The sequence below is a fragment of the Bacillus sp. D48C genome, assembly GCF_053345735.1.
Genome location: NZ_JBKFAQ010000005.1, coordinates 30,856 through 46,671 on the forward strand (window position 1 = coordinate 30,856; position 15,816 = coordinate 46,671).

At 36.5% G+C, this 15,816-nt stretch carries 18 protein-coding genes and 2 other annotated features; of the genes, 9 read left to right on the forward strand and 9 right to left on the reverse strand.

Features of this window, described 5'->3' with window-relative positions; genetic code table 11:
* The first annotated feature begins 71 nt into the window (after nt 1-71).
* Nucleotides 72-842 (forward strand): enoyl-ACP reductase FabI, encoded by a 771-nt coding sequence (gene fabI, locus ACLBXA_RS14290; protein ID WP_000421885.1) that lies wholly within the window; start codon nt 72-74, stop codon nt 840-842.
* Nucleotides 843-983: 141 nt separating this feature from the next.
* Nucleotides 984-1,523 (forward strand): spore coat CotO family protein, encoded by a 540-nt coding sequence (locus tag ACLBXA_RS14295; RefSeq protein ID WP_098832492.1) that lies wholly within the window; start codon nt 984-986, stop codon nt 1,521-1,523.
* A 48-nt stretch (nt 1,524-1,571) separates the two neighbouring features.
* On the opposite strand, the gene exsY is transcribed toward ACLBXA_RS14295, so the two are convergent.
* Nucleotides 1,572-2,036: an exosporium assembly protein ExsY gene (gene exsY / locus ACLBXA_RS14300; protein ID WP_001277743.1), complete on the reverse strand. Its 465-nt coding sequence runs from the start codon at nt 2,034-2,036 to the stop codon at nt 1,572-1,574.
* Between the two features lie 125 nt (nt 2,037-2,161).
* On the opposite strand from exsY, the gene ACLBXA_RS14305 reads away from it, so the two are divergent.
* Both ACLBXA_RS14305 and ACLBXA_RS14310 read left to right on the forward strand, forming a co-directional pair.
* A complete protein-coding gene (locus tag ACLBXA_RS14305) occupies nt 2,162-2,521 on the forward strand; it encodes a DUF1360 domain-containing protein (protein WP_000899662.1) in 360 nt (119 codons plus the stop codon).
* Nucleotides 2,522-2,622: 101 nt separating this feature from the next.
* Nucleotides 2,623-2,808 (forward strand): hypothetical protein, encoded by a 186-nt coding sequence (locus ACLBXA_RS14310; RefSeq protein WP_014894818.1) that lies wholly within the window; start codon nt 2,623-2,625, stop codon nt 2,806-2,808.
* A 77-nt stretch (nt 2,809-2,885) separates the two neighbouring features.
* Here ACLBXA_RS14310 and exsF read toward each other — a convergent pair whose 3' ends face one another.
* From exsF to ACLBXA_RS14340, 6 genes are all read right to left on the reverse strand, one after another.
* Nucleotides 2,886-3,389 (reverse strand): exosporium protein ExsF, encoded by a 504-nt coding sequence (gene exsF, locus ACLBXA_RS14315; protein WP_000492933.1) that lies wholly within the window; start codon nt 3,387-3,389, stop codon nt 2,886-2,888.
* A gap of 167 nt (nt 3,390-3,556) precedes the next feature.
* Complete coding sequence (cotY, locus tag ACLBXA_RS14320; RefSeq protein WP_001277697.1) at nt 3,557-4,027, reverse strand: spore coat protein CotY; 471 nt, start codon at nt 4,025-4,027, stop codon at nt 3,557-3,559.
* A 142-nt stretch (nt 4,028-4,169) separates the two neighbouring features.
* Nucleotides 4,170-6,236, reverse strand: coding sequence for an ATP-dependent helicase (locus ACLBXA_RS14325; RefSeq protein WP_447617266.1), 2,067 nt, complete (start codon nt 6,234-6,236; stop codon nt 4,170-4,172).
* 100 nt (nt 6,237-6,336) lie between these two features.
* Nucleotides 6,337-6,759 (reverse strand): GNAT family N-acetyltransferase, encoded by a 423-nt coding sequence (locus ACLBXA_RS14330; RefSeq protein WP_000543309.1) that lies wholly within the window; start codon nt 6,757-6,759, stop codon nt 6,337-6,339.
* 1 nt (nt 6,760) lies between these two features.
* Nucleotides 6,761-7,279 carry a YjcG family protein gene (locus ACLBXA_RS14335; protein WP_000765871.1) on the reverse strand — a complete coding sequence of 173 codons (519 nt, stop codon included), beginning with the start codon at nt 7,277-7,279 and terminating at the stop codon, nt 6,761-6,763.
* Between the two features lie 93 nt (nt 7,280-7,372).
* Entirely contained in the window at nt 7,373-8,104 is a 732-nt protein-coding gene (locus ACLBXA_RS14340) for an alpha/beta hydrolase (protein WP_000084010.1), read from the reverse strand.
* A gap of 204 nt (nt 8,105-8,308) precedes the next feature.
* Here ACLBXA_RS14340 and ACLBXA_RS14345 point away from each other — a divergent pair, with 204 nt between their 5' ends.
* Together ACLBXA_RS14345 and ACLBXA_RS14350 are read left to right on the forward strand one after the other, a co-directional pair.
* On the forward strand, nt 8,309-9,220 hold the full coding sequence (locus tag ACLBXA_RS14345) for a DMT family transporter (protein WP_000806947.1): 912 nt from the start codon (nt 8,309-8,311) through the stop codon (nt 9,218-9,220).
* A gap of 76 nt (nt 9,221-9,296) precedes the next feature.
* A complete protein-coding gene (locus ACLBXA_RS14350) occupies nt 9,297-9,692 on the forward strand; it encodes a PH domain-containing protein (protein WP_097826428.1) in 396 nt (131 codons plus the stop codon).
* A 24-nt stretch (nt 9,693-9,716) separates the two neighbouring features.
* Here the strand turns inward: ACLBXA_RS14350 and ACLBXA_RS14355 are convergent, their stop codons facing one another.
* The gene (locus tag ACLBXA_RS14355) at nt 9,717-10,115 is read right to left on the reverse strand and encodes an Ig-like domain-containing protein (RefSeq protein WP_000878727.1); all 399 of its coding nucleotides are present in this window, start codon (nt 10,113-10,115) and stop codon (nt 9,717-9,719) included.
* A 163-nt stretch (nt 10,116-10,278) separates the two neighbouring features.
* Nucleotides 10,279-11,757 carry a sodium/proline symporter PutP gene (gene putP / locus ACLBXA_RS14360; RefSeq protein WP_000107191.1) on the reverse strand — a complete coding sequence of 493 codons (1,479 nt, stop codon included), beginning with the start codon at nt 11,755-11,757 and terminating at the stop codon, nt 10,279-10,281.
* A 456-nt stretch (nt 11,758-12,213) separates the two neighbouring features.
* Nucleotides 12,214-12,451 (forward strand) — a binding site (T-box leader).
* Nucleotides 12,452-12,493: 42 nt separating this feature from the next.
* Nucleotides 12,494-12,738: a binding site (T-box leader), on the forward strand.
* A gap of 52 nt (nt 12,739-12,790) precedes the next feature.
* Here putP and trpE point away from each other — a divergent pair.
* From trpE to trpD, 3 genes are read left to right on the forward strand one after another with little or no spacing between them, the layout of a single operon-like run.
* Nucleotides 12,791-14,209, forward strand: a complete 1,419-nt coding sequence (gene trpE, locus ACLBXA_RS14365; protein WP_447617270.1) for an anthranilate synthase component I — start codon at nt 12,791-12,793, stop codon at nt 14,207-14,209.
* The gene (locus ACLBXA_RS14370) at nt 14,206-14,793 is read left to right on the forward strand and encodes an aminodeoxychorismate/anthranilate synthase component II (protein WP_063675109.1); all 588 of its coding nucleotides are present in this window, start codon (nt 14,206-14,208) and stop codon (nt 14,791-14,793) included. Before trpE ends, ACLBXA_RS14370 begins: the two co-directional genes overlap by 4 nt.
* Nucleotides 14,790-15,815: an anthranilate phosphoribosyltransferase gene (gene trpD / locus ACLBXA_RS14375; protein WP_447617272.1), complete on the forward strand. Its 1,026-nt coding sequence runs from the start codon at nt 14,790-14,792 to the stop codon at nt 15,813-15,815. Before ACLBXA_RS14370 ends, trpD begins: the two co-directional genes overlap by 4 nt.
* The last annotated feature ends 1 nt before the right edge of the window (nt 15,816 follow it).

A 15,816-nucleotide genomic window follows, 5' to 3' on the forward strand; every position in this document is an offset into this window, starting at 1 on the left:
CGGTTTTATGGTACTATAATTATAGTATCAGGTACTAATAACAAGTATAAGTATTTCTGGGAGGATATATCATGGAACTATTACAAGGGAAAACATTTGTTGTTATGGGCGTTGCGAACCAAAGAAGTATTGCGTGGGGAATTGCTCGCTCTTTGCATAATGCAGGTGCAAAATTAATCTTCACATATGCAGGAGAACGTTTAGAAAGAAATGTTCGTGAATTAGCGGATACATTAGAAGGACAAGAATCACTTGTATTACCTTGTGATGTAACAAATGATGAGGAACTTACAGCTTGCTTTGAAACAATTAAACAAGAAGTAGGTACTATTCACGGTGTAGCACATTGTATTGCTTTTGCAAATCGCGATGACTTAAAAGGCGAATTTGTAGATACTTCTCGCGATGGATTTTTACTTGCACAAAATATTAGTGCATTCTCTTTAACAGCTGTAGCCAGAGAAGCGAAGAAAGTTATGACAGAAGGCGGAAATATTTTAACGTTAACATACCTTGGCGGCGAGCGTGTTGTGAAAAATTATAACGTTATGGGTGTTGCAAAAGCTTCATTAGAAGCGAGCGTGAAATATTTAGCAAACGATTTAGGTCAACATGGTATTCGTGTCAATGCTATTTCTGCAGGACCAATTCGTACGTTATCTGCAAAAGGTGTAGGCGATTTCAACTCAATCTTAAGAGAAATTGAGGAGCGCGCACCACTTCGTCGTACAACAACTCCAGAAGAAGTTGGCGATACAGCAGTATTCCTATTCAGTGATTTAGCTCGCGGTGTAACAGGAGAAAACATTCATGTTGATTCAGGGTATCATATCCTAGGATAAATATAATATTAATTTTTAAAGGACAATCTCTAAATGCTGAGATTGTCCTTTTTATTTGTTCTGAGAAAGAACGATTTTTAACGAAAGTTCTTACCACGTGATGAATATAACTATAATAGTACACAATTTATTCAGCTACGTATGGAAGTGGGAGGGACGAGTGTGAAGAATAAAAATAAAAGTTCAACAGTTGGAAAACCGTTGTTATATATTGCGCAAGTAAGTTTAGAACTTACTGCACCGAAAATAAAAAGGATTATCCTGACAAACTTTGAAAATGAAGATCAAAAAGAGCAAAGTAATAGAAATGAAAATATTGTAAGTAGTGCTGTGGAAGAGGTAACAGAACAAGAGCAACAAGAAGAGCAGCAAGTGGAAGAAAAAATAGAAGAAGAGGAAAAAGAAGCACACGCAGAACAAGAACAACAAGAACAAGTAAGAACTGTTCCGTATAATAAATCATTTAAGGATATGAATAATGATGAAAAAATTCATTTTTTATTAAACCGCCCTCATTACATTCCGAAAGTAAGGTGCAGAATAAAAACAGCTACAGTTTCTTATGTTGGATCGATCATATCGTATCGTAATGGTATTGTATCTATTATGCCGCAAAATAGCATGAGAGATATTAGGTTGTCTATAGATGATATCCAATCGATTAGTATGGCCGGTTTTTAAATATGTAAAGGTGGTAGAAAGCTTCTACCACCCCAATAGTTTTTTAGTTTACTTTACGATAGAAACGTCGCGTAAGCATTGAATCGCACAGAAACAGCTTAAATCAACAGTAATGCAAGTAGTTGTAGATATTAATCTTGCATTTGGTACAGCTAAAAACGTACAAATTGGATCGTCACCAGGTGGTACCGGAGTACCGTCACCTAATACTACAGTTAATACACGTAGCACAGCACAGCTATCATCATCTACGCTTTCCACACGGAAAATTGGAGATCGGCAGCTAGTAAGGCTTGATGATGGTGCAAATGCTTCAAAAGGTTCTCCAGTTTTTGTGTATAAAATAAAAGGGCGTGTATTTGCTACTGATGCAGTGTTATGTGCACCTAAAAATGGGATTTCACAACCAGATCCACACGTTGTTGTAGAACAATCTTGTAATTCATTGATGAATTTTACAACGTCAACTACACAATGAGAAGAGCCATGGTGTTTATTTTCGTTACAACTCATTAATGTCACTCCTTATCTTCTTGTTTGTATTTACATTAATAAGATATTGGAGTCGAGGAGATTTGGTCACAATCTCAAGACCTTTTTTTTTAAATAGGCGAAAGAAGATAAGGGAAGGTGGAATTATGCTATTTACAAGCTGGCTTTTATTTTTTATTTTCGCGTTAGCAGCCTTTAGGCTCACTCGTTTAATTGTTTATGATAAAATTACAGCCTTTTTGCGAAGACCATTTATTGATGAATTAGAGATTACGGAGCCAGATGGAAGTGTATCAACGTTTACAAAAGTGAAAGGTAAAGGATTAAGAAAGTGGATTGGCGAATTATTAAGCTGTTATTGGTGTACAGGTGTATGGGTTAGTGCTTTTTTATTAGTTTTATATAATTGGATTCCTATCGTTGCGGAGCCGTTACTTGCATTATTAGCTATTGCAGGAGCAGCAGCAATCATTGAAACGATTACAGGATATTTTATGGGAGAATAATATATTTTCATAATAAGAGAAAAAGCGGAGTTTAAAAGAATGAGGGAACGGAAATAAAGAGTTGTTCATATAGTAAATAGACAGAATTGACAGTAGAGGAGATGTTTGCTGTGAGCAATAATCCTAGGCAAAATTCATATGACCTGCAGCAGTGGTATCAAATACAGCAACAGCACCATGCACAACAACAGGCATATCAAGAACAATTACAACAACAAGGATTTGTGAAGAAAAAGGGATGCAATTGTGGGAAAAAGAAGAACACAATAAAACACTATGAAGAATGAAACACTCATGTTACTGTGAGTGTTTTTTATTATACATATAAAAAGCGGTATTTCTGTATTAGAAATACCGCTTTTTACTAGCTAATTTGTGCAACTGTTAATGCTGCTGCACGGATGTCTACAGTTCCAATTAACTCAACTGGTACAATTTGAATTAAGTCACCAGGATTTAAGTTAATAAGAATAACACCGCTGGATACGTCTACTTCACCAGTACCAATAACGTTAGAACGAACCGCTGTACCTGATCCAGGAATAATGTTAGCTGGCGTACCTAATGATAAGAAGAAACGACCAGCTTCTGGTGCAACAGGTGCATTATCAAGACTAATTGTTAATGTATAACTGATTTGATAAATACCAGCTCGTAGAATTCGAATACCATCTCCAACACTTACTGTATCATTTATTACAGGAACAGTAATATTTGGGTTTGGACTTACACTAGGTAATAGTAGTGGTGTAAATAGTGAAGCGAACTGAGGTGCAGACGCGTTGAAAGCAAAACCGAAGGCAGGTAGTGTACTAGCTGGTTTTGCCTCGCAATCAATTTTAGTAAATTCGCAATCAGAAGAGAACATGTTTTTCACTCCTTTATCTGTTTCTACTTTCAGTTAATGAAAAGGACAGGTTCTATGTTCTAGACAAGTTCCCAATTTTAAGAAATTTACATAATAATACTCGTTAAGCATGGATTGGGTGGCAGAATTATCTGCCACCCAATCCATACTTAACGCATTATTTAGTTTTAAATTGTAACATCGCGTAAGCATTGAATCGCACAGAAGCAACTTAAATCAACAGTAATGCAAGTAGAGGTTGATACTAATCTTGCATTTGGTACAGCTAAAAACGTACAGATGGGATCGTCAGTAGGTGGTACAGGGGAGTTATCACCTAATACTACAGTTAATACACGTAATACAGCACAATCATCATCATCTATACTTTCTACGCGGAAAATTGGAGATCGGCAGCTAGTAAGACTTGCTGATGGTGCAAATGCTTCAAAAGGTGCTCCGGCTTTTGTGTATAAAATAAAAGGACGTGTATTAGCTACTGATGCAGTGTTATGTGCACCTAAAAATGGAACTTCGCAACCAGATCCACATGTTGTTGTTGCACAGTCTTGCAGTTCATGTATAAAGCGAACGACATTCGATACACAGTTGAAATCACAATCATGTTCATGATGGTCTTCGTTACAATTGCAGCTCATTATGTTCACTCCTTATCGTGAGTTCTGACATACACTATTACAATATGAGTGGGATATGGCTGATATTACGTTAATTCTCACGATAAAAACAAGGAATTTATATAGGAGGGATGTACATAATGTGATATAAAAAAAGACATCCTTATTTAGTGGATGTCTTTTCAGGTAAATCTTTTCGCACAGTATATAAAAAACGAGATATATCTAATTTCTTTCCTCTGAAAAATTGCGGAGAAGAAATGTAAAGCTCTTCTTTCGCACGTGTAATGGCGACATACAGTAATCGGCGTTCTTCTTCTAACGCTTCAGAAGTTTCCGTAATACGATCATTTGCATCTTTTAAAGAAGAAGTATGGGGCAGGATTCCATCACTCGCTCCAAGTAAAAAGACACATGGAAATTCAAGGCCTTTTGCGTTATGAATTGACATAAGTGAAACGGCATCTTTTTGCGGCATTGTTTTTAATGCTTCCATTTCTTTTTGACCTTGAATCGCCTCGTCGATAAATTGTAAATAAGCTGGAATATCGGTGAAACGAGTTGCAGACTCCATTAATTCTTCCAACATTTCTTCTTGTATGTCTTTATGCATCGTAAAGGAAGAACGATAGTTACTTTGTAAGTACTCTAAATATTTTCCTTTACCATGTATGATTTCTTTTAATGCTTTTTTCGGTTCTAATTCTTTAATAAATTTAATAAAATCGATGCGCTCATTTACCTTTTTCACTTGAAAAGGTTTTAAGCTCGGATTTAATAATAAGAAATGAAGAAGAGAAGGAAAACGGCCTTCACCATATTTCCATTGTTCACGTTCAATAAATGAAATACAATCATCACGTCCGATATACATCGTCGGCAATATGTTTGAAAGTGATTCTAGTCGAAACGGCTCAATCACGAGTCTTAAATGATCTAATACAGGCTTAATTAAAGAATGTTCATAAAATGATTGGCTCGCCCCGTGTTTAATAAACGGAATTTTATGAATGGTAAGCTGATCAAGTAACGAACGGCTTACAGAATGTGTGCGATACAGTAAACAAAAATCTTTATAGTTTCGGTCACCGCTATCTACTTTTTCTTGAATGAGCTGCAAAATTTGATTTGCTTCATCAAGAGTTGTAGCAGGTCTTGCATAAAAAGGTTGTACACCTTCCTCACGAACGGAGTATAGCTCTTTATCAAAACGTTCTTGATTTAATTTTATAACTTCATTTCCAAGCCCGACGATAAAGGGATTGGATCGATAATTCGTATTTAGTGCAATGATTGTTGTGTTATCAAATTCTTTTGGAAAAGATAAAATAATTTGGTGACTTGCCCCTCGCCAGCCATAAATTGCTTGATCATCATCACCTGCGATGAACAAATTATTTCTTGGCGTGGCTAACAATTTTACAATTTCATATTGTGCATAGGATGTATCTTGAAACTCATCTACTTCAATGTAGTGAAAACGTTGTTGTAATTGAGTTAGTAAAGGAGCATTATTTTCTAACATATAATATGTTTCCAATAAGATGTCATCGAAATCAATATAATTGTATCGTTGTTTTACCTCTTCAAAACGTTCATATACTTCTTTAAATTCTTGTTCGACTGGCGTTTTCGCCTTTACATCTTTCGGACGATTTAATTTGTTTTTCTCAAGTGAAATCATCGCGAGGATCGTTTCCGAATCATAATCGTCTTTTAAACGCAATTCTTTTAAGATTTTCTTTATCATAATTTGTTTATGTTTTTCATTTGCTAAAATTTGCTGATTATACCCTTGACTACGAAGCAATTTTAAGAAAACAGAGTGGAATGTACCAGCAACAACGTAGCTACTTGCTGCATGATTCATACCTGGTAACTTTGCAACACGACTTCGGATTTCTTCAGCTGCTTTTTGTGTAAATGTAAGTAATAAAATATTTCTTGGATGAACTTGTTTTACATTTACTAAATAACCAACGCGAGTTGTTAAAACAGATGTTTTCCCGCTTCCAGCACCAGCTAGTGTAAGAACAGGACCTTCTGTTGTGCGCACGGCTTCTAATTGTTTTTCGTTTAAAAAAACATTTTGTTGTTCGAGAGCGCGGAAATAAGCCGCATCTACATCTTCTTCCATAATTAAATGGGTAGATGTTTTCGGAGTATGATATGTCGCACGCGGAATATCAGCGTGTGTTAACGATTTTTGTGAAAATTTTTCTTGTGTCATATATTCACCTTCAAAACTATAGCATCAACATTTAACTTTAGCGGAAGAAAAAGAAAATAGCAATGTAAAAAAACAGGAGGGGTCACCTCCTGCTTTCAAATCACAATTCTTTTATCATTACGACGTGCGGGATATTTGCTTCCATAAATACATCAGAACTCGTTACATATCCAAGTTTTTTATAGAAATCTTCAGCATGTGTTTGAGCATGAAGTTTCAATTTTGGTAGCGAATTTTCCTTTGCATACGCTTCAAGCGCATCCATAACAATTTTTCCGATGCCTTTTTTTCGATGGGAACCTAGCACGCAAATGCGTTCCACTTTTCCTATACCATCAAGGGTGCGAAAACGTCCAGCACCAACTGGAACATCATTGTCATATATAACAACGTGTGTTGAAGTTTCTTCAAACTCATCGTACTCTTCTTCAGCAGAGACACGTTGTTCATTTACAAACACTTGTTTACGTACAGAGAATGCATCTCTTAGTTGTTCGTCCGTTTGTACAATCTGTGCGTGCAAATTAGTTGTTCCCCTTTCCAAGATGGAATGTTTCGTGTACAGTCCATGTTCCATTTTCTAATTGATATAGAAGATGGAAACGATCAATTGGTTGTTCATAATAGAAATCTTTCATACGTAATCGCCCCAATACATCAGCATGCTCTGCATCTGATAAGCCTTGTCCGATTGTTAAGTGAGGTACGAAAGCATATTCGCGTTCTTGCGTGAATAACCCGCCATGCATTTCTTCATTTAAGAAAGTAAGTTCAGGTGTTTTTTCTACTTTAAAATAAAGGACGTTATTAACAGGTGCGAATGAACCGACTTTCCCAACATGAAGGGTGAAAGGGTTCGTTTTACCTGCGATTGTATGTAGCTCGTTTACAATCGATTCTAATTGTTCATCTTGCGTCTCAAAGGGTGTTTTCAATGTAATATGTGGCGGAACTAATGCGTAGTGTGGGTCATAACGCTTACGCAATCCGTTCGCTTTATCTTGAATCATTTTAGATGGAAAAATTACAATGCCTAATTTCATGTTCCAATTCCTCCCTTTGTAAGTCTAGTTAGATTTTGAGATAAATAGATCTCTTCGTCTATTATATCAAATTATTCTGAATACTGCTCTCTATTATTTCATTGATAGAATATGAGAGAAGGCTTTTGGTAAATCAGTTTGCCAATATTTCCAAGTATGATTACCTTCAAACTCTTCGTAATGCGTAATGAAATTTCTATCTGTAAGAAGTGTATTTAACTCACGGTTCGGTTCTACGAAATCAGATACTTGTCCATCAGTACGCTTTACAGCCGTTTCTTCTGTGCCGATGACGTGATACAGTTCTAATGCTTGTGGATCTTTGAAGTCTTTTGCTAAGTTCATTACTGTCTCATCCACAAATGGTGATTGCATAACGACTTTACCGAATGTATGCGGATACATAAGTGCAGTCATAAAGGAAACTGTTCCGCCAAGAGAATCACCAATTAAAACACGACCTTTTCCCATTTGGTACGTTGGATAATTTTCATCAATATATGGTGCAAGTTCATGAGCAAGGAAACGTATATATGCAGCATTTTTTACTTCATTTGGGAAATATTTTTCTTTACGATCATGTACATTTTTATATGGAATACCGACAATAATTGTACGGTCAATTTCTTCAGTTTCACGAAGGCGCTCAATTACACGATGCGCTTTACCGAGCTGAAAATAATCTCTACCATCTTGTGCAATTACAACTGTATGTTTGTGCAGTGGTGTGTAATTTACTGGTAAATAAACGAGAAGTGTAACGTCTTCTTGAAGTGATGCGCTATAAAATGAAATTTCTTCAATTCTCCCTATTGTTTGACTCATGTAGATCCCCCTAAATAAAAATTTACTGTAACGATTGTAAGAGCGACGCTTGTAGTGAAAAAGGAAATAAATATTCACTAATTGGTGCCTTAATTTCTATTTTACCATAATGGTACGAAGAATCTAAAAAATTAGTATTTAAGTCACGAAAGAAAACGGATATAATGAAGTGGGATTTTTGACAGGTGAGAGGGGAGACAGGATTTGAAACAAGAAAAGTCAATCGCACTACCATTAGCTATTTCTATAATTGCCATTTCTTTTGCAGCAGTTTTTGTAAAGATGTCCTCAGCACCATCTTCTATTTTAAGTATGTACCGCTTATGGATTATCGTACTTATTATGCTGCCTATCGTATGGAAAAAACGGGAAGAGTTTAGTAAGATTCAAATAAAAGATTGGGGATTTTTAATTGGATCTGGTTTCTTTTTAGCACTTCATTTTCTATTATGGTTTGAATCTTTAAAGCATACGACAGTTGCGAGTTCGACGATTATTTTAGCGCTTCAACCAATCGTATCTTTAATTGGAGGTTTTTTCTTATTTAAAGAAAGAACAACATACTCAGCTATTGCAACGATGGGAATTGCGATATTAGGCGTAATGTGTATTGGTTGGGGAGATTTAGGGCTAAGTGAACAAGCAATTTATGGAGATATATTATCCTTTTTAAGTGTAATAGCGGTTGTCGGTTATTTATTTATCGGGCAAACGACAGTAAAGAAAGTATCACACTGGATTTACAGCTTTACAGTTTTTGCATTCGCAGGTATTTTTATGGGAATTTATAATATAGTATTGCAAGTGCCTTTTACAGGTTATACGAAGTGGGATTGGACCGTTTTTCTTTTACTTGCGGTTGTCCCGACAGTGTCACACGTCATTAATAATTGGTTATTAAACTACGTAAATGCAACAACAATTTCAATGAGTATTTTAGGAGAACCCGTTGGAGCATCTATACTAGCGTTCTTCTTACTCGGTGAAAGACTAAATGCCATGCAAATTATCGGTAGCATGCTCGTATTATTTGGTGTATCTGTTTTCTTACTACAGCAACAAAAACGAACAGCAAAAAATGTAGTAAACGAGCCGGCGTATACACAGGAATTATAATGTTAGAGGAGAAAAGAGAAGTTGTGATACTTCTCTTTTTGTTTTATATAAATACGGGTGTGGAAGGGGGAAGGAAATGGAATTCCCATCAAAAAAAGATGTATGGCTATATCCGATTTTTTTCGTTGTCATTGGAGCGTGTTTTGCTCCCCTATTTGCAGGTAGAGAATATTTTCTTTTATTTTTTACAATTTCATTAGCGATATTATTTATTTGGAGTTGGTTTTCGACAAAATACATCGTCGGAGAAGAAACAATTACAATTAGATCAGGTTTCGTTAAAAAGCGCATATTTATACGAGATATAAAACAAGTTTTAAATACAAAAAATCCAATAGCAGCCCATGCATTGTCATTTGATCGAATTGAAATTGTTTATGGTGCACATCAAACAGAAATTATTTCTCCTAAAGATAAAGAGCAATTCATCAATCTTGTTAAAAGTAAAAATCCACACATTGAAATAAAGTAAAAGAGTGGCTTCGTAGCCACTCTTTTACTTTGGATTTGTCATATAAGGTTGTACGTGAATGATACATAGGTCACGGAACTTTCCTTCAGCAGTTGTGACAATTACGACTGCTCTACCTGCACTTTTTCCAGTAATCGTTACCGTGTCCCCCTTTGGATACAGTGTGATAACATCAGCATTCATATTCGTCCAAAGAAGTTCTTTATTTGTTGCCTGCATTGGCAAAACGGAAGCTGATAACTCAGTGCTTTGGCCAGTTCTTACTTTTAACTTATTTTTTTCCATATGAACACCGATGACTGAAATAACAGAAGGAGCAATTGTAATTTTAGGTGGATTAGGTTGTATGTTCAAACAAGACGCAGAAGTATTGGTGATAGGTGAAAATTTTCGTGTTTGTTGTTGCTGGAAAGCTGCTAACATATTGGAGTCCCCTTTCTGTATAAGTGCTGATAGTAATACTATAAAGGAGTAGTGTTACGTTTAATTTAACGAAACATAAAGAAATTGTTAAATTCGAGCAGAAGATCGTCGAACTTTGATATAAAGAAAGCTCTGCTGATACGATAACAGCAGAGCTTTCCCTTTATAGATTATGACTATGTTGTTTTTCGAAATTCTCAAATTGCTCTTCAACTTCTTTTGAAGGTTGTGTTAGTAAACTAACAATTACGATAGCTAGTAAACTAATAGCGAAACCTGGAATCATTTCATATAAGAAATCTTTTAAGAATTTGAATTGAGTCCATATAATAACAGTAGCGGCACCAGAAACCATACCAGCAAGCGCGCCCCATTTCGTCATACGTTTCCAATATAAGCTTAATAAAATAGCAGGTCCGAATGAAGAACCGAACCCAGCCCAAGCATATCCAACAAGAGCTAAAATCGTATCATTTTGTTTAAGTGCTAATGCACATCCAATTAAAGCAATAACAAGAACAGCCATACGACCGACAAATACAAGTTCTTTATCAGAAGCATCACGCTTAAAGAATGTTCTATATAAGTCTTCTGTTACTGCACTCGAAGTAACGAGAAGTTGAGAAGAAATTGTACTCATAATAGCTGCTAAAATAGCTGCTAATAAAAATCCAGTAATAAGTGGATGGAATAAAATAGTGCCAAGTTCAACGAAAATCGTTTCTGGATCAGAAAGTTTTAAACCTGCTTTTGAATAGTATGCAATACCGATAAGGCCAGTAAACATAGCTCCAGCAACAGAGAAAATCATCCAGCTCATACCAATACGTCGTGCACTTTTAATTTCTTTTACAGAAGAAATCGCCATAAAGCGTACAATAATATGTGGTTGTCCAACATAACCAAGGCCCCATGCGAATAATGAAATAATTCCTAATACAGAAGTACCTTTAAAAATATCTAATAATGCCGGATCGATAGATTTAATTGTTTCAAATGCTGGACCAAGTCCATTTACGTGCATAATTGTTACGACTGGAACAAGAATAAGAGCGACTACCATAATGATTCCTTGCACGAAGTCTGTCCAACTTACAGCTAAAAATCCACCAAATAATGTGTAAGCTACGACAACTCCACCAACGATAAGAAGACCAACATGGTAATTGAGTCCAAATGAATTTTCGAATAATACAGCACCAGAGACAAATCCTGAAGCTACATAAAACGTGAAAAATATCATAATAACAAGTCCAGATACTAAACGTAGCATATGGGATTTGTCGTGGAAACGGTGTTCCAAAAATTCTGGGATAGTAATAGAGTTATTTGCAATTTCAGAGTAGGTACGTAAGCGAGGAGCGACATAAAGCCAGTTTGCATATGCGCCTAATGTTAGGCCAATCGCAATCCAGCTACTACTTAATCCAACGCTAAACATTGCACCGGGTAAGCCCATTAAAAGCCAACCACTCATATCAGCTGCTCCAGCACTTAATGCTGTTACTGCGGGGCCTAGTGTACGCCCGCCAAGCATATAATCTGTTAAGTTGGATGTTTGCTTATAAGCGAAATAGCCGATAATTAGCATCCCGAGCATGTAAATAGAGATAGAAGTTAAAATTAACATCTGCGTACTCATGTAGTTCCCCTTTCTTTTGTCAGGTCTTTTGATGCGTTATGCATATTTATCCCGCATGAACGGGCAGTAAAACTCCCACCTTAAAATTGGATGGGCAAGGAAGTTAGGTGGGAGATCAACTGCCCGTAAATGCCCGATTAGTTCAACTAATAATAAGTGGGGGATGAACAAAACCCCCACTTATTAAAGTTTCACTTTATAATCTATCATGATTATTCTGAAAAATCCATATAGAAATATGAATTTTCAGAAATGTAAGCGTTTTTTGATGTGATTTTACTTTTTTAATATATAATATTCATACAAAAAACCTTATTTTTAATAGAGTATTTATTATATTTACATAAAAAGAGGTTGTTTTGTCAATATAATATTGAAAGGAAAGAAAAATAAAATTTTTAAAAAAGTATTGACTTGTGAAAAAAGTCAGGTCTATAATGAGTGCAACTTAAAAAAATGCAAGCGTTGATGAAGAAGAGTACACATGATGAACATGTCAGAGAGCTGATGGTTGGTGCGAATCAGTATGGAATTGATGTGGAATGGGCTTCGGAGCTTCCAAACCGAAACGAAAGAAGTAGGCTTTGGCGACATGATCTCATCGATACAAGAGACACGTATTGTTTTTGATACGGTAAAGTGCGTTACATTTGTAACGAATTAAGGTGGCACCACGGGAGTACCCGTCCTTTCTATAGGATGAGTACTCCCTTTTTGTGTATAAAAAATTAAATAAATGAAATCGTCTAAGTAAGAAGAGTACGTATATTGGAGACGTTACAGAGAGCCGGGAATAGGTGGGAGCCCGGTACGGTGCCATATACGGAATGGGCTTACGAGAGGTATGCTGAACAATTATTTTCAGTAGGCAACCCGGGTTCCGCCGTTACAAGGATAAGGTATAAATTTTGTACCTGAACAAAGCGGGATGCTTTTGCATCCAACACGAGGTGGTACCGCGGTATATTTATCGTCCTCTACATATTTTCGATATGTAGGGGACTTTTTTATTTTTCAGAGTGAGGTGAAGGACATGATGACGAAAGAAGAATTTATAAAACAAAAAAGAGAGAGAAAGACATTTTTAGTAATCACTGAAGAAGAAGGAGATAGCATTACGCCAATTTCTTTATATAGACGTATGAAAGGGAAGAAGAAATTTTTATTAGAAAGTTCACAGCTTCATCAAGATAAAGGGCGTTATTCTTACTTAGGATGTAATTCTTATGGAGAGGTGACAAGCGTTGGTACGGAAGTAGAAAGAATGATATATGGGCAAACAGAAAAGTTAAAAGGTAACGTACTACAAGTGTTAGAAGAAGTAATCGCATCATCACAAGTAGATAGCCCATTTCCATTTTGCGGAGGAGCAGTTGGTTATATTGGATATGATGTCATTCGGCAGTATGAAAACATTGGAGCGGATTTACACGACCCATTAAATATTCCGGAAGTACACCTTTTACTATATCGTGAGTTTATCGTTTACGATCATTTACGCCAAAAGTTGTCGTTTGTATATGTATGCAGGGAAGATGATTCAGCAGATTATGAGGAAGTATACGAAAGGCTACGAGTATACAAAGAGGAAGTGCTACAAGGAGAAGAAGCTGAAGTAAATGCAATACAATCCACATTATCATTCACTTCTTCTATAACGGAAAAAGAGTTTTGTGAGATGGTAGAAATGGCGAAAGAACATATAAGAGCTGGGGACATATTCCAAGTCGTACTGTCACAGCGTTTGCAAAGTGAATGTATTGGTGATCCATTCGCGTTATACCGAAAACTTCGAATTGCAAATCCATCACCATATATGTTCTATATCGATTTTCAAGATTATGTTGTACTCGGTTCTTCACCGGAAAGTTTGCTATCAGTAAGGGAGAATAAAGTGATGACGAATCCAATTGCTGGTACGAGGCCGAGGGGGAAAACAAAGAGGGAAGATGAGGAAATCGAAAAAGAACTGTTGGAAGATGAGAAAGAACGAGCGGAGCATATGATGCTTGTAGATCTTGGGCGAAATGATATTGGCAGAGTGAGTGAAATTGGATCCGTGACGATAGATAAATATATGAAAGTAGAAAAATATTCTCACGTTATGCACATTGTATCTGAAGTTTACGGAACATTGCGAAAACAAACGAGCGGATTTGATGCGTTAGCGTATTGCTTACCAGCAGGGACAGTTTCTGGAGCTCCGAAAATTAGAGCGATGGAAATTATAAATGAGCTAGAGAATGAAAAAAGAAACGTATACGCCGGAGCAGTTGGATACGTTAGTTTTTCAGGGAATCTTGATATGGCACTTGCCATTCGAACGATGGTCGTAAAGGATGAAAAAGCATACGTTCAGGCCGGAGCAGGAGTCGTTTACGATTCAGATCCAGTAGCTGAATATGAAGAAACATTAAATAAAGCGAGAGCGCTATTGGAGGTAATGAAATGATTGTACTAATTGATAATTATGATTCATTTACTTATAACTTGTATCAACTGTTAGGTGAATACGAAGAAGATATTGTAGTCGTAAGAAATGATCAAATAACGATAGAACAGCTAGAAGAGATGAATCCAACAGGAATTGTGCTTTCACCAGGACCAGGAAAACCAGAGGATGCTGGTATTTGTATCGAAGTGATTCGTCATTTTTATAAGAACGTTCCCATATTAGGGATTTGTCTTGGCCACCAAGCGATCATAGCCGCATTTGGAGGAGACATTGTTAGAGCAGAACGTATTAAACACGGAAAAACATCGCGTGTGAAACATAACGGAACGTCAATCTTTTCATACGTTACACAGCCGCTGACGGCGATGCGCTATCATTCCCTTGTTGCAGAGCAAACGAGCTTGCCAGATTGTTTTGACATATTAGCGACAGCGATGGACGACGGAGAAATAATGGCAGTCTGTCACAATTATTATCCGCTCTTCGGATTACAGTTTCATCCGGAATCAATCGCAACAGAAGAAGGCGGAAAGTTAATACGTGCCTTTTTAACAGAAGTAAAAGAGGAGGAAAGAGTATGAATAACTATCTTCGTAAATTAGTGGAGGGTCAACATTTAACAGAAGAGGAAATGTATAAAGCAGGACTACTTTTATTAAGTGAAAACATATTAGAAAGTGAAATTGCAGCTTTCTTAGTCTTACTGAAAGCGAAAGGTGAAACTGCAGAAGAAATATACGGTCTCGTTCGAGCTCTTCGCGAAAAGGCATTGCCGTTTTCGAACCATATACAAGGAGCAATGGACAATTGCGGGACGGGTGGTGACGGTGCTCAAACGTTTAATATTAGCACAACATCAGCATTCGTACTGGCAGGAGCAGGTGTAAAGGTTGCAAAACATGGTAATCGTGCCGTTTCTAGTAAAACAGGAAGTGCAGACTTATTAGAAGAACTAGGTGTAAATATTAGTAGTACGCCAAACGAGATTGATTATTTACTAGAGCATGTGGGCATTGCCTTCTTATTTGCACCAGCAATGCATCCAGCACTAAGGCGCATTATGAAAATAAGAAAAGAGTTAAACGTACCGACAATCTTTAATTTAATTGGTCCTTTAACAAATCCAGTGAATTTAGAAACACAATTTGTCGGTATTTATAAACGAGATATGTTATTACCAGTTGCACAAGTATTACAAAAGTTAGGCCGGAAACAAGCGCTTGTCGTAAATGGAAGTGGTTTTTTAGATGAAGCGTCATTACAAGGGGAAAATCAAGTAGTCCTTTTAAAAGATAATGAAATAGTAGAAATGAATATTGATCCAGAAAATTATGGTTTTTCAAGAGTGAAAAATGAAGAAATTAGAGGGGGGAATTCACAAGAAAATGCAAAGATTACAGTCGGCGTATTGAGTGGAGAAAAGAGTGTTTACCGCGATACAGTGTTATTAAATGCAGGTCTAGCCCTTTTTGCAAATGGAAAAAAAGAAACGATTGAAGAAGGAATTAAACTAGCAACACATAGCATTGACTCTGGAAAAGCATTAACCAAATTAAACTTATTAATTGCAGCAAGCAACGAAAAATTAGAAAGGGTGAACTAAA